The organism is Ureaplasma zalophigenitalium (assembly GCF_025780055.1).
Lineage (GTDB): Bacteria > Bacillota_I > Bacilli_A > Mycoplasmatales > Mycoplasmoidaceae > Ureaplasma > Ureaplasma zalophigenitalium.
This window is the reverse complement of sequence record NZ_JAOXHJ010000002.1, coordinates 32,439-48,730: the sequence shown is the minus strand read 5'-3', so window position 1 is coordinate 48,730 and position 16,292 is coordinate 32,439. Positions and strand designations below refer to the sequence as shown.

Below are 16,292 nucleotides of genomic sequence, written 5' to 3'. Positions count from 1 at the left end.
AAAAACAGGACCATTCCTGTTTTTTTCTTTTATATAACATAAAAAATGCAATTTCACATGTTTTTTAATTACTTTTAAGCTTACTTATATAAAAAAATCATTTTGATAAAAAAAATGAAAAAAATCGCAATTTTGTAGTACCCAATTTTTTTTGCATACTTGTGAAAAGTGTTATGGTTATTATGTAATTTATTTGAAAAACAAATAATTAAAATCAATAAATTACACCAATTTTATATACATTTTTAAGTTTATTTATATAGCTTTTAAGATAGGAAAATTTATGAAAAAATTAAACAAGAAATTGTTATTTGGATCCATTGCGTCTCTTGTCGTTTTAGGATCAGTTGCTGCTGTTGCAGCAAGTTGTTCTAAAGTTGAAGACAATAACAAAGACAAGAAAAAACCGGGCACTGGTAATACAGCCGGAGGTTCAACAGGAGCTACTGGTGGCTCAACAGGAACTACTAGTAGTAAAGAAAATAAAAATGTTTTCAAACCAATGCCATGATCAAATAATAAAAATGCGCCGGAAATTGCAGGTTCTACATTATTTATCGTTCCACAACCACCGCTTGGACAACACGTTCACCCGGATGGAAGTGTGCACGGACATGTCCACAGTGTTTTAAAATTAGAAAGACAAGCCCACGATTTAGTTGTCACTAAAAAGCCAACTGAAAACATTAACTTAGCCGATCCCGTACCAAGTATTGCAGAAGTTCGTATTAATTTCGTTTCTGAAGACGAAGCTAATGATATTGAAAACAAATTCGATAGCGAAGGTAACGCTGGACTTTATGAAAAAAATGGTAAAATTTACAATGCTAAAGGAGAAGAAATCAACATCAATGTTAATAAACCTAAATTCTATTATGACAATATGAACAACGTCCGATTATTAACAAATATTCCTGGTTTTGAATCTAATATTGTAACATTCACCAAAGCAGATGTTGATCGTGGTTATTTAATTGCCAAATTCTCATTCACTCATGGCTTGCCGACAGTTGTTGAAAACTTATTTGAAAAACAAATTAACTACTTTTATATAAACCGTTTGCAATTCTTACACTACCACAACGATCAAATTGGTGACCACTGAGAAGTTAACTTAGCTAATTTACCGCGTGTAACTGTAAAATATGAGGTTAATGGAAAAAAAGTTGAGGAATTAAGCGAATTAGATAGCAAGATGATTGAATACCGTGGAATCTTAGATGGTGCACGTGAAGCAATGACCTGAATTCACCCAGACCGTCGTTTCAAATTTGAAGGAACATATGGTCACAAGATGATCACTTTAAATACTCAAAAAGACGTTCATGATTTCGATAGCGAATTGAAAAAAGATGCTAATGGTAAACCAGAAACTATTGGTGGATACACCTTCTGAGAAGGTCGTTTCCCAAAACGTGGTAAAGTGACATGAGTTGAAAAAGTTTCTAGTACTGAACCAAGTGATCCAGCAACAGCCTCATACGCTTTATATGCTAATCCATACTCAAAAGATGCTGCAGGTGGCAAAGATATTAAAAAAGGTAATCTTTACTTATGAAACGAATTTGTGAAAACGGCTGTGGAATTAGATCACTTATTAAATGTTGAAGCACCTAAATTAAAGATGACAGCTGAATTAGATAAAAAAATGGCTCCACTAGCACAAAAATTAGAAATTCTAACTAAATTTATTGATAAGTATCGTGATTTAGATGTTGTGGGTGATGAAGTATATGGGTTTACTGATGAATATATGTCAAAACATCCGCAAATGTTTCAAAAAATACCAGGCCAACAAGATGCTGAAATAAACATTTTCCAAACAGAACAACCAAATGATGCCGAAAAAATGTACAACGCAGTTTTAAACGCTGTATTAGCATTAAATTCTGAAATTAACAAAGCAAAAATTGATTACTCAAAACCAGTGGAAGCTTTAAATAAAGGTTTAACTCTAATTCAAAAGGCTGTGACTGATTTAAGCGCTCGTCTTGCAGAATTTAAAAAACAAGACAAGTATGTTGATGATAATAAACCTGACTTAGTTACTCCTTCTATTATGAAACCAGCGATAGCACCAACAAGTAAGTAACACAAAAATATCGTCAAAAACTATAACGAAACAAAAAAACAGGTCAACACCTGTTTTTTGTTTTAATGTTTTTTTATTGATTCTAAAAATGTATATAAAGTTTGGGCGGTTTTTTTGTTTAAGATCTGTTCTAAACTTGACAAACTAGCTTGTTTTAAATGATCAATATCACGAAAGTATTGCATAATCTTAGCTTTTGTTTTTGGTCCTATACCTTTAATTTCATCTAAAAAGGAATGGGTCATTTTTTTAGTTTGTTTTTTGCGTAAAAAAGAAATTGCTCAGTTGTGCACTTCGTCTTGCATTTTTGCGCAATATTTATAAAAAGAAGAACGCCGATCAAAAACATATTCTTTGTGGTTGTTTAAAACAATAGCATGGGTTTGGTGTTGATCATTTTTTTTAAAACCAATAACTGGAATCTGACGACCTAGTTCTTTTAAGGCTTTTTGGGCTGCTTTGACTTGCAAAAGCCCACCATCAACAACAATTAAATCTGCAGCATTTTCTAAATTAGTATAACGGCGCTTGATAACCTCATACATAAAATGATAATCTGATTGCAATTCTTTAGTTTGTAAATTATATTTACGTTTTAAACGATGGTTAATTTCCCCATTAACATAAGCTATCATTCCCGAAATTGGCAAATCTAAAAAAATGTTGGAATTATCAAAAATCTCAACTGTTTGTAAATCAGGAATTTTAACAAGTGCTGCTAGTTGCTGCCAATTATTTTGTAAGTTGTTTTTATTTTGAATTAATTGATCTAAATGGGAGTCATAATAAGCTTTAGCGTTTAAAACAGCCATCTCTAAGATGGATTGTTCTTTTTTGTTTTGAGGACTTTCAAAGACTTGTTGTAGGGATGTTTGCAACAAACTTAATTCCTGGTCTGGTAAGTAAATTAGACAACGTGATTTTTTGTGTTGGCTGTAGTATTGGATTAAATAACTAACTAGAATTTCATTTAAATCATCATCAACGACACTATCATAAAAAATATGCTTACTTAATAAATTACCTTCTTGGTAATGAAAAATATTAATGATTAAATAATCGTTTTCTAAATAATAACCTATAACATCAAAATTATTTTCGATATCCAATTGTACTAATGAAGCAACTTGTAAATTTAACAAACTTTGTTGTTGATTAAAATATTTCTTAGCACTTTCAAAATCTCATTTACTCGCCGCAAATTGTTCTTTAGTCTTTAAATTAGCAATTAAACCAGCTACATCACCCTTGAATAACGTAGCTATCTCTTTTTTAAATTGATCATATTTTTTAAAGGTTGCAGGAGTAATATGGTGCGCAATGCATTGTTGTAAATGATAAAACATACATGGTTTGTCTTCACCTTGCTTGCATTTTTTAAAAGGATAGAGGTTGTTTAACAACATCAATAAATCATATTTATGACTCGTTTTATCAGCGATTGGTCCATAAAAAATACCAATCTTAGGGTTATAAGTTCGTTGATAAATTAATCGGGGATGCTTTTCGTTAGTAATGCAAATATAAGGATAAAAATTACCTTCTTTTAACAAAATATTAAAACGTGGTTTGTGCTTTTTGATTAAATTATTTTCTAGAATTAATGCTTCATTTACGTTTTGAACAACAATATAATCAAAGGTAGCGATTTGCTTGACTAATTGTTGGGTTTTAAAATTATTGTGTTCATAAAAATACGAATGCATACGATCGAAAAGATTTTTAGCTTTCCCAACATAAATAACTTCGTTGCGGATGTTTTTTCACAAATAACAACCAGGTTGTTTAGGGATATTAGCTAATTGTTTTAAGATAGGAATAGATTGCATATTTTATTGTTGATGAAAAATTAATTCCACGTAATCTATCGTTATTGCATCTTGATAAACAACCTGGTATAAATAGTCAAGTAGTGGACATACGGCATTTAAGTCGTATTTTCTTAATAAATTATAAACACCACATAAACTATCTAATCCTTCCGTTGTTGTTTTGTTATGAGCTAATAAAACGCTGGCTTTTTGTTTGCTTAACTGTAAACCGAATTGAAAATTTCGTGATTTTTGATCAGTGCAGGTTAGAATTAAATCCCCTAAACCATAATAATCAATAAAATCTTCAGTCGGGGTTTGATAAACTTTATGAGCTAGCAATAAAACTTCTTGAACCCCTTTTGTTAAATAAGCACATAAGGCATTTTTAGATTCATAAAGCCCTTGGACTAAGCCACAACCAATAGCCAGGACATTTTTCATACTTGCAAAAAAATTAGCACTTTTAACATTTGTACTAAAAGCCAAACTAAACCAGGGTGTACTAAAGTCAACAATGATGGCTTGACCAAGTTTTTCATTATTCCCTAATAAGTTAATTTTTGTTGGCTTTTGCGCAAAAACCTCCACCGCAAAACTAGGTCCTGATAAACAAAAAACACCTGCGCAAGCAATCTCTTGTTCTAAGACATCGCTTCACAACTGTAATTTACTTAAATCCATCCCTTTGGAAGCGTTGATCAAAACACTTTTTTGACAATCAAACTTTTTTAATTGGTCAATAACACCTCTTAAAGCGTTCGAAGGAACACATAAAATAATTCGCTCATAATCATTGTTTGCTAATGCATGGTTTAAATTGTTATAAACTTGATTAATTTTTCCTAAAAATTTTTGATCACCAAAATATATGTGGTTTGTTTGCTTGTTTTTAATTTCGTCTAACTCATCGTTATTGATGGAATAAAAATCAACGCTGTGTTGATTGGCAAGCAAGGGTTGACTTAGAGCTGAACCAAAGGCTCCAGAACCAATAATTAAGTACTTACTCATTTTCTAACCCCCGAATTTTTTTATTTTTATCTTGTCAGTACAATGTTATGGGAACACAATCGAAACCAAAACGTGCACGGATTTCGTTTTCGATATATCGGGCATAACTAAAGTGTAAATATTTAGGGTTATTGCATTTAATCACAAAAGTGGGTATTTGAGATTCGACTTGTACAGCATAGCTAATTTGGATGCGCCCCCCTTTATGTAATGCAGGGTCAACAGCAACATTAGCCCGTATTAGTGTATCAGTTAAAACACTTGTAGAAATATGTCGATCTTTTTGTTCACGGATCATTTCAATCGTTTCAAAAATAGTGTGAATTCGCTTATTTTCCTTAGCGCTAATAAAAACAATAGGCGCCCATGACAAATACTTAAAGTGTGAACGAACTTTTTTAATAAATTGCTGCATTGTTTTATCATTTTTTGATACAGCATCCCATTTATTAACCACAATAATTGTAGGTATATTAGCTTGGAAAGCAAGACCACCGACAACTTCATCTTGTTCGCTGATTGGTTGTGATCCATCAATCATGAATAAGATCAAAGAAGCTCTTTGAATAGCTTTTTGCGTTCGCAATACAGCATATTTTTCGACATCCTCGCTAATTTTTCCCTTACGACGGACACCTGCAGTGTCAATGATTGTATAATTTTTTTTATTGTATTTAAACATAGCATCAATACTATCGCGTGTTGATCCAGCTTGATCATGAACAATAGAACGATCCTCATTTAAAACTGCATTTAAAAGTGAAGATTTTCCAACATTAGGGACGCCAATTATACAAAATTCAAAATTATCATCTTCTTTATCAATCGGATTCGGTGGTAAATCGATTACTAAAGCATCTAGTAAATCACCAACTCCTACTGAGTGCTCAGCTGAAACATAGATAGGTTTGCCAAAACCCAGTGCATATAGTTGGTTCTCATTTTCTTTGTTAATATTGTTTTCTGATTTGTTAACAACTAGCAAAACTTTTTTATTTGCTGCTGTTTTTTTCAACATTTTTGCAATCATCATATCATTAGCATCGATACCATCCTTATGAGATACTAAGAAAATGATGACATTAGCTTCGTCGATAGCAAAATTGACTTGACGAATAATATCAGGTTGATAAACATCATCTGTTTTTGCCAATAACCCACCTGTATCGATTAACATAAACTCTCTTAATAACCAATTACCAAGTCCATAAATTCGATCACGCGTAATTCCGGCTTGATCGTTGACAATTGATTGTTTACGTCGGATGATTTTATTAAATAAGGAAGATTTTCCTACATTGGGTTTTCCCACAATTGCGATTGTTTGCATATATTATGTCTCCTTGATGAATAAATTAATTAAAGTAAAAAAGAACCGGTTCACGTTTAATGAAATATGCATCATATTTATCTTCGTAAAACTTATCAGCATCATTATTTTTTATACTGATCGATTTTATTAATCAGCGTGATTAGCAGTGTTTATACAAAAACCTACTACATTTTATCCTTGAACGCAGGTGTGTTCGCTTTTTTTATTTATTATAGGTTTAATTATAAACTAATTATGCTTTATGTTTTGAGTGGAATCGTAATTGGTTTATGCACACATTATTTAGCTAGCACTTTTACATATCAAAGATGAATGAATTTAGTAAATGAATATAACCAGCAAAGCCTAAAAAACAAAATAGTTAATTTAGTTAATAAAAATATTAAGGATGAGCAAACGCTTGTTTTTTGTAAATTATTGGTTTTTAACATCAAAACACCTAATGTTTTTTTAGACTCTTTGTATAACTTAAACGTGGCGCATTTATTTGTTGTTTCGGGCTTACATTTGTCATTAACACATAGATTAATCCAAAAAATACACCATAGACAAATTAATCAAACGCTGCAAACACTTTATTTTAGCTTAATTGTTTTCTATGCTTATTTATTGGATTTTAATCCAGGTATTTTGCGTGTTATTATTAACGGATTCATAAATTTTGTTTATAAATATTTTTGCACTAAAAATAAGTTGACTCCTTTAAATAAGTTAGGTTTGAATTGCTGTATCAACATCATCTTATGTCTGACACACGCAACAAGTTACACACTTTATTTTAGCTATGGCGTTTTATTAATTTGACATACGTGTCAATTGTGATTAAATCCAAAAGAAAAACTTTTTAATTTTTTGTGTTTAAATTTTTTGACATTCGTTGGATCGTCATTGATTGCGGGAACCATTATCCCACGCATCAATTCCTTAGGTTTAATTTATGCCCAGGTTTTTGCTTTGCCAATTTTGTGTTTACACCAAATATTATGCTGGTTAGTTTTTATTCCACATGCCTGAATATTTTTTTATCATGTTATTCAAGTTATTTACTCATCGATTTATTACATTAATCAAATCGATACTTTAATCATTTTTATTGAACAAGCTCAAACATCTTTTAAAATTTTAACTATTACTTTTTTTATTTTTTTCGTTATAATGGCTAAAAAACAAAAAAAGTCCTCATTTTTGCCTAATAAAGCATAAAATATAATTAGCCAAGTTCTATGTTTCTAAGCATTATTTAAATAGTTTCATTTTTGATGTTTAATAACCTAGATCATTTTACATTTGTAAAGGTTAACTTGGCCTTGGAGGTCGATTTAATGAATTTTGATTCATTAAGTTTTCCAAGAAAACAATTAAAATTAAAATATCATGGGATTATGGTCAATAATTGGCGAAGAAAAGAAGTGTTATGCTTTACAATGATCATATTAGTGTCTTATTAAAACCTAGTATTGATGTTCTAAACATTAAACCAAATGGTGTTTATGTTGATTGCACTTTTGGCCGTGGAGGTCATTCACAACTAATTCATGAACAATTAAGTCATGATGGTTTATTAATTTGCATTGATCAAGATGAGCAAGCAATCGCTTATGCTGAAAAGATTTTTGCAGGCAAACCAAATGTCATAATTCGTAAAACAAATTTTAAAAATTTAAAGTCCACCTTAGAAAAACTAGAGATTCAAGCTGTTGATGGATTTATCTTTGATCTTGGTGTATCAAGCCCGCAATTAGATGATAAATCGCGCGGTTTTAGTTATACACACGATGCCTTTTTAGATATGCGCATGGATCAAAAACAATTATTAACTGCACATGAAATCGTTAATACATACAACCCAAATGTCTTAACTAAAATTTTTAAAAATTACGGCGAAATTGTTCGACCCGAAAAAGTTGTTCAAGCAATTATAAAATACCGCTCAACTAAACCAATTGAAACGACCTTAGAATTAGTAGCAATTATTAGGGATGCGGTTCCTAAAAAAATGCTTTTTGCTAAAAAACACTTTGCTCGTTTGTATTTTCAAGCTCTCAGAATTGCTGTCAATGACGAATTTCAGGTTTTAGAAATTGCATTGCACAATGCGATTAGTTTGCTGAGTATACAAGGAACAATTAGTTGTATTAGTTTTCATTCGTTAGAAGATAAAATTGTTAAAAAGATATTTAAACAATATCTTGACCAAAAAGTACCTAATGAAATTCCAGTAACGGAAACATTAGCTAGGTACAGTTTAAAAATTAATAAACAAAAACCAGATTTAAAAGAAATAAATGAAAACTATCGCGCGCGTTCTTCAACGTTAAGAGCTTTAGTTAGAAACTTTTAAGCATAACAAAATAACTAGCAACTTCTTAATGAAGATTCAAAGTATATCTTGCTTTTATTTTGATTTATTTTATAGAAAATTATTTTGCTGCTTTTAAACACAAAATAAGATACATTTATGAATTAAAGAAAGTAATTTGGTATTTAATAGATATCGTTTAGAAGTAAGAAAGTTGTGAATTATAGATTTTTAATGCCACTGTAAAAAAATAATGATCAATCGTTTATTTAATGTTATGCAGCTTTTATATTTCGTTTAATTGTTAAGTTTTGAACCAAGATATTATTTAAATCATTTTAATATGATTATCCTTTATCACAACAAAACTTAAATATTGCAAAATTAATCCTATCATCATAGGTTAATAAACTTGTTTCTGTTGTTTATTTTCCTAAAATTAAACAGGCAATATTTGTCTGTTTTTTTATTTATTTTAAAGTTATAGAAAGTTAGTATCTTATGAACAATAACCAAGCTTTACAAAACAAATTATTTAATCTTTTATCAACAGATAGTCGTGATCAATGTATTAGAACGAAAATTGATAAAAACCACGCGGATCTGTTAATGTTTTTTCAATTAGAAGAAATTAAAGCTTTTATTAATAATGAAATCGGTGAATTAGAATATAAGATTTTTATTGATACACAAGCATTAAAAAAAGAGTTATCGGAAACTTTCAATATAACTGAATTTAATAATGTTTTAAAAAAATACCAACTGCTTTTAGCAGATGTGGCTACCAAGGCTAAAATTAACGCTTTCCTTGATGATTTTGACGAGCAACAACCTAGTATGATTGATTATATACTCAAAAAAGTTGATGGTTTAATCAATAAATTAGATGTGATTAATCATGAAGCGCATATTATTTACAAACAAACAGGGATTTGACCTTTATATATTGCATATGATTATATCATTGGTAACACTATCAAACCCAACGCTATCAATGGGCCTATTAATTTATTGCCAGTAAATTTAGTTAAACGAGCAAACAAGCTTTATTTAGAACACAAAAAAGATATGTATACAGTTAACCAAAAACTGTTGTTATTTTTAAAACGGGATTATAATAATTCTTTTGTCGATTTTAAAGAACAAGCAAACATGCTTGATGATATTAAGAAATTAACTAATCAAAACTATATCAGTTCTTATAATTCTCAAAACCGTTTTTTAAATTTATCAAGTACTGAAATCAAAGAAAAATTTCAACAATACTTTATTTACAATGCCTATGTAATCGGTGTGTTTCAACCACATGGGAATGCGATTAAAAAGGATTTAGAAAAATTAATTAACAATCATGTAGATGTTTTTGCAGAAAATTATGATGATCGCCAAGAAGTCATCGCTGATGATTATCATTTTGTTTGTGCCCAAGACCCTAAACCTTTAGCACAATTAAAAAAACCATTGAATTTGTATCAATCATACGCAATTTACTCGGCATTAGCAAAAAACACTTTGATTTATGGACCTCCTGGTACAGGAAAATCCCAAGTTATTTCCAATATAATCGCTAATGTAGTTTTACAACAAAACAACGTTCTAGTAGTTTCGGAAAAAAAAGCGGCTTTAGATGTTTTAATTGACAGACTTTACAAATTAAATCATTTAACGTTATACATTGATACCGATGAAAACAAGTTATTTTTTTATCGAAAAATAAACGACTTATTGACTAGTTTTGGACGTTTTTGATTAATTAATGACAGTACGAGCAACAAAAATAATACACCCCAAATTTATAAATCAATGTCTGCACGTAAAATCATCAAAACTAACTTATTAATGCAAAATTTAAATCGATTAGTCAAAAATTTATATGCTAATAGTTTTCACAACTTTAAAGAAAAATGGTTAGATTTAAATTCATCCGAACAAGATTTAATGAAAAACGAAGAAATTTATAAAGTTTTAAAAGAATATATGGAAACGAAAGGTTCTTTTGACAATTATTTTGCAAAATATATTCTTTTGAAAAACTGAGTCGATAAACACAAATTAATTTGTAGTGAATGAAGTCTACGCGATTTGATCGTTAAACAAAAACGCTGAATAAACTTAGTAAAAGAACATTCCGATTGATTTAATCAAGCTAAACAAATTCAAGCCACAAATGATTATATGCGTATGCAATTATTATTTAAAGTGGAAAATGTCCAAATTTATTTTCAAAATATAATGAATTACGATTTTTTTGAAAAACAATTACAAGTTTTTCAAAAATTAATCATTTTACTTGCTGTTGAAGATTGATCAACCTTATGAAAACAATTGTCTTTTTATCAGCAGTATTTTACACAAATCCAAACACATTTAAACCAACAAAAAAACAAACAAAACCAACTAAAAGCCCTAGATTTTTTTCTAGTAAATCAAACATTAGGTCCTAAGAATTTTTTATTTTATCGGTTTGTAAATCAACAGGATATTCTACATACAAAATGAGAAACGTTACATTTAATGTGCGAAAATCAATGACTAATATCACTAGACGAGCCCATTTTAGGCACATTCTATCAATTGTGTACATCTAACGCTACGGCCTATGATTTATGATTATGACAGGTTTATACTGATATCCAAACACCGATTTTGGATGAATTAAATGACCTTTGATTAGAAGATCTAAATGAAGTAGTTTGGAATTTTTTACAACAAATTAATTTCAATTATGAAAAATGTGTTGAATTTTACGAAATACAAAGGTTTTATTTTGAACATCTTAATGATTATTCGGGTTTATTGACCTTGAGAATTAATGATTGTTTTAGACAATACAAAAATGATTTAAATGAATTTTGTTTACATTTAGATCAGCAAATTCATGGATTATATTGGGATTATTTAAGTGATTGAATCAAACAACTACCATCTGCTGACAAAGAACAATTAAAAAACATGTTAAGCGTAGCCAAACTCTCACGCCAACCTGATATTGCTACATTCATCAAGGAATACTACCCCTACCTAATCAAGTTGTTCCCTGTGTGAATTGCTAAACCAAATGATGTTTGCGACATCTTCCCATTAGAAAAAGATTTATTTGATTACGGAATTTTTGATGAAGCTAGTCAAATGTTTTTAGAAAATGCATATCCGGTTTTGCACCGTACAAAAATTAAAATAGTTGCAGGTGATGATAAACAATTAAAACCAACCAACTTTTTTTCATCACGCAATGAGGACAATACTGATTATGCGATTGATGATGTGGATGTAGCTGAAAGTTTATTAGACAGAACAAAAAGTGCTTTATGAACAACTTATTGATTAAAAAACCACTATCGTTCCCAAAGTGCTGATTTAATCACCTTTAGCGCCCATCATTTATATGAGGATGAATTAGTCTTTGCTTCATACAACCACGAGTTGTATGCAGGAATCGAAGTTATCAATACTTTGGATGCTATTTATACAGAAAATACAAATGTTATTGAAGCAAAAAAAATCATAGAATTATTAATTGCAAACTACGACAAATACCAGAGCATTTTAGTGATCACATTTAATTTAAAACAAAGCGAATTAATTGAAAACATGATTGCAACAAACTACTTTAGTCATGACATTTATCAAAAGTTATTAGATGAAGAAATTCAAGTTGTGAACTTGGAAAATGTGCAAGGGAATGAAGCGGATTTGGTTATTTTAAGTATCACCTATGCTAAAGACGAAAATGGCACTTTACGCAATCAATTTGGACCGATTATTAAAATCAACGGAATGAACCGCCTTAATGTGGCCATTACTAGGGCCAAAATGAAAATGTTGGTTGTTAAATCGTTTATGGCTAGTGATTTAAGTTTAAATAAGAATAACGAAAACTTCATGGTATTTTACCACTTTTTACATTTCTGTGATGAGATGAGTGAAAGCGTTAATACTTGAAGTACATTACAAGTTCAACCAGAATACGAATTCGATAACCAGTTGGATAAACAAATCTTTATTTTTTTAAAACATCTAATCGAAAATCATCACATCATTTTTTACAAGTATGAAATTTTAGGATCATACATTAGCTTTGCTATTTACAATAAAAATACTAAGCAGTTTGATTTAATGATAGATTATGCAATGACGGATATGCTTTTGCAAAAAGAAAACTTTGAAACTCTTTATGATAAATATCAATTCCTAATAGATCGTAAATACAACATTTTGGCCTTTAGTATTTTTGAGTTAATAGATGATATGAATGTGGTTTATTCACAAATTACTCAAGAATGAAAAAAGGTTATAAATAATAGATAAAATAAAAAACAAAAAAGTGTACAAAAGACTATTTTTTGTTCCGTTTTTTGTGAAAAAAGAGATTAAACATCTCTCAGCCATGAATTTTTGCACTCACTTGTATGAAAAAGATGAAAATAAAAGATAGTTAATAAAAAATAAAATATAAAGGTCGATAATGGATTTTAACATAAATAAACAAACAAAAAGAATTAAAAATATGTCGTTTAAATTTAATATTTCACTCTTGCAACATATAAATTTGATTAGCAAACGCAAAATATCGCTTTTGATTATTTGTTATTTAGTTTTATCTTTAGCAGTTTTTTGAATTTTTATTTGAAATTTAACTTACGCAACAACTATTGATTTTGCATCACACGGCACACCAACTTCAATTAACATGAGTTTTGGTAGAATTATGAACAAAGTTTTTAGTTTACAATTTTTAGAACATGATAAATTCAATTCTAACGGAAATCTACAAAATACTGTTTGATCATCAATAGCGATTATTTTAGTAGGTTTTGGATTATCGGTTGCTGGATCAATTACCCAATCATTAACTAAAAATCCACTAGCCGATTCTTCAACATTGGGGATTGTTCAAGCCACAGTTTTCATGGTTGTTTTAGCTATTTCTTTTAATTTTCGTTTGTATTCATTTCGGTTTTCTTTTGCTTTTATCGGAGGTGCGATTGCAGCTGTCATGTTAATTGTTTTAACATTCTTCTCTAAGCAACGAAAATCATATATACAAATGACGTTAGCAGGTTTAGCAGTAGGTGTCTTTTTTAACACCATTACATATTTCTTGCGTTCTAGTGACGAAAGTGCAGCTGGGGCTAATATTTTTTATGTTTTAGGGGGTCCAGAAAATATTTTAAAAGCTACAGGATTTGCAGATTGAAAGACGTTATGAATTGCAGCTATTCTGATTGGTATTGGTTTAATTATAAGTATGTTAATTGCACATAAATTAAGCTTATTAGAATTAGGTGATCAAAAAGCGAAAAATTTAGGTTCAGCAATCGTCTATGTTAAACTAGCCGCTATTTTAGCCGCTATTTTACTAATTACACCATCAATTTTATTGGCAGGTAATGTGGCTTTTGTTGGTTTGTTTACACCACACATCATCCGCAAAGTATTTGGTGTTCGTGATTTTCGTGTCCTGATTCCCTTGTCAGCAGTTTTAGGGGCCACATTAACTTCTTTAGGATTAATTTTAGCGCGCGAAATTCCTTCAATTAATTCTTCTATTTGAATGCAGTTTATTGGGGCGCCAACCCTAGCTTGGGTAGGATGGATGCATAGAAGAGGTGTATAATGAAGTCTAAAATTAGTAAAAAAATTATGGGGATTTTTAGTATGTGTGCCCTTGGTATTGGTTTAGCTATGAATACATTTGCCTGCCAAACTAAAACGGGTGTGGTATATAAAATTTTTCCAACTTATGTTTCACAAGCTGATAATTTATTAGCATTAGGAATTATTCCGGATTATTACCCAACACAAGTTTTTTGGAATAAAAACGAACCTTACCCTTACATCAATGCTTTGAAACCAGAAAAATTCCAGTCTTTTTTATACCAAGATGATAACTTTAAAAAAAGTTTAACAAATAAATTATCGAGCTTGCAAAAACGCATCAAAGTGTTTGCGCCTTCGTGGTTTTCATTAAGTGGTAATAATGAAAATGAAAATCGAAACGAAGAGTTTTGATTTTTTAATAAAGGTAATTTTATTTTGTATGACCAATATTTATTAGAAGATAGTCATAATATGATTGGTGGTGGACAGCTGAATATTGAAGGAGGACCAATACAAAAGGGTTCCTTTGTTCGCGGTGTAGATTATAAGACGTCACGCGATTTATTTTTAAGTTTGCCGTTTGAGTTAATAGCTGATTTTAATGATCCACACGCAAGCGCACAGCCTTTGATTAAAAAACTAAAACAAGCATTGACATATGCTAATAAGGATACAAAAAAACTATATCAACTACATAACTTTAGTCGTTATGCAAAGGATATTAATCAATTTTATTTCAAAAATGATAATAATTTAAAAATCAGGGTCAACGACAAACCAACAACCTTTCATTTTTGAACATCCAATTTTGCTAAATTTGTCTTAGGAGTAGAATATGATGTTCAACAAAACAAATTCGTCAATAAACAAAACGAAATTCCTTTGTTTTACCCAGAATACAATTGGCGTGAGGCAAATAGTTTGAATTCTAAAATTTATCATTTTTTTAACGAAATACTACTAACTACAAAGGATAAAGAAGCAGGAATTAAAAACTTAAACTATCATCCTGCAATGTGTGATTATGATAGTTTTACCAAAGATTTGCCTCTTTGTAATTTTGATTATCAGTTAGGTGCATCATCTATTTTACATCATCATCCAGTATACGAGCAAAACTTGAAACTTAACGATAATTCACAAATTTATTTAGGGTCCATCCGTGAGAGCATGTTGTATTTATATAAAATTGCCTATGTTGCAACTAGCTTTATCCAAACTAAACAGGGACAGGATTTGTTTAAAAATGATATTGAACAAAAAAAAGCTTTAGAAAATGCCTTAAGTAATGCTAATATGATTGCAGGTAATTTATACGAGCGTTTAGGTTTAATGCGATCTTTATTTCAGGCATTGGGTTTAGTTGATCCACATTATAATCCACAAAAATATGTTTTTGATAATAGACGATCAAAAGTTTTAGGCCTTCTAACTACTTATGAACGAAATGGTACGAACACTTTGCAATCAATTTCTAAATATGGATTTTTATATTATGATTTAGGTTTTCGTGGTCCCAAGCCTCGTTTAATTGGTTATGATTACCGGGCTTTATTAGATCCAGTCGACAATAAGGTTCCAGAAGGTTGTCATAAACACGATGATGGAACAACGCATTGCTTGAATGAAAAAAATGAGGAATACGAGCTAAAACGAATTCAACCGAAAACAACTAATTCCATTTTAAATATGGATGCTCACGGGTGATGGTGAAATTTAGGTGATGGAGGATTAACAGAAACGAATTTTGCTAAATTTAAAGGAAATTTCGATTATATTTTTAATCTGACAAAAAATAAAACACAAGTTTTTAATAACCCAAGCGAAAATGTCCAAGTTAACTTACTTTTGAAATCGCACATTCAAAAAAAGACAGTTAATGACCCAGAAGTTTTGTCCAAAAACGTCTTTTTGCAAGATTATACCCTTTGAACTGAAGGAATCCGTTCCCCAATTGGTTATAATCAAATTCTAGATGCTGTTTTGAATACATTGTGAAACACAGATGAAGTACAAGCAAAAATACATTCAATGACTACAGAACAAAGGGCTCAGGTAAATAAACAATACAAACAAGCGCAAAATTGGGGCAGTTATTGAAATCAGTACATCATAATTCCATCCAACAATAGAAAGGGTTAG

General features: G+C 30.1%; 9 protein-coding genes. 6 read left to right on the top strand and 3 right to left on the bottom strand.

Translation table 4 applies throughout. The features are described 5' to 3' along the window. Positions 1-283 precede the first annotated feature (283 nt). Positions 284-2,092: a Vmc-like lipoprotein signal peptide domain-containing protein gene (locus tag OF365_RS01225; protein ID WP_263817792.1), complete on the top strand. Its 1,809-nt coding sequence runs from the start codon at positions 284-286 to the stop codon at positions 2,090-2,092. 62 nt (positions 2,093-2,154) lie between these two features. Here the strand turns inward: OF365_RS01225 and uvrC are convergent, their stop codons facing one another. From uvrC to der, 3 genes are read right to left on the bottom strand one after another with little or no spacing between them, the layout of a single operon-like run. After that, complete coding sequence (gene uvrC / locus OF365_RS01220; RefSeq protein WP_263817791.1) at positions 2,155-3,921, bottom strand: excinuclease ABC subunit UvrC; 1,767 nt, start codon at positions 3,919-3,921, stop codon at positions 2,155-2,157. A gap of 3 nt (positions 3,922-3,924) precedes the next feature. After that, positions 3,925-4,917, bottom strand: a complete 993-nt coding sequence (locus OF365_RS01215; protein WP_263817790.1) for an NAD(P)H-dependent glycerol-3-phosphate dehydrogenase — start codon at positions 4,915-4,917, stop codon at positions 3,925-3,927. Next, entirely contained in the window at positions 4,910-6,247 is a 1,338-nt protein-coding gene (gene der / locus OF365_RS01210; RefSeq protein WP_263817789.1) for a ribosome biogenesis GTPase Der, read from the bottom strand. Before der ends, OF365_RS01215 begins: the two co-directional genes overlap by 8 nt. Positions 6,248-6,496: 249 nt before the next feature. On the opposite strand from der, the gene OF365_RS01205 reads away from it, so the two are divergent. From OF365_RS01205 to OF365_RS01185, 5 genes are all read left to right on the top strand, one after another. Beyond that, entirely contained in the window at positions 6,497-7,453 is a 957-nt protein-coding gene (locus OF365_RS01205; RefSeq protein WP_263817788.1) for a hypothetical protein, read from the top strand. A 211-nt stretch (positions 7,454-7,664) separates the two neighbouring features. After that, positions 7,665-8,591 carry a 16S rRNA (cytosine(1402)-N(4))-methyltransferase RsmH gene (gene rsmH / locus OF365_RS01200; protein WP_263817787.1) on the top strand — a complete coding sequence of 309 codons (927 nt, stop codon included), beginning with the start codon at positions 7,665-7,667 and terminating at the stop codon, positions 8,589-8,591. A 459-nt stretch (positions 8,592-9,050) separates the two neighbouring features. Then, the gene (locus OF365_RS01195; RefSeq protein ID WP_263817786.1) at positions 9,051-12,857 is read left to right on the top strand and encodes an AAA domain-containing protein; all 3,807 of its coding nucleotides are present in this window, start codon (positions 9,051-9,053) and stop codon (positions 12,855-12,857) included. A gap of 157 nt (positions 12,858-13,014) precedes the next feature. Next, positions 13,015-14,166 carry a FecCD family ABC transporter permease gene (locus OF365_RS01190; protein WP_263817785.1) on the top strand — a complete coding sequence of 384 codons (1,152 nt, stop codon included), beginning with the start codon at positions 13,015-13,017 and terminating at the stop codon, positions 14,164-14,166. Next, a complete protein-coding gene (locus tag OF365_RS01185; RefSeq protein ID WP_263817784.1) occupies positions 14,166-16,292 on the top strand; it encodes a hypothetical protein in 2,127 nt (708 codons plus the stop codon). The genes OF365_RS01190 and OF365_RS01185 overlap by 1 nt, the downstream gene beginning before the upstream one ends.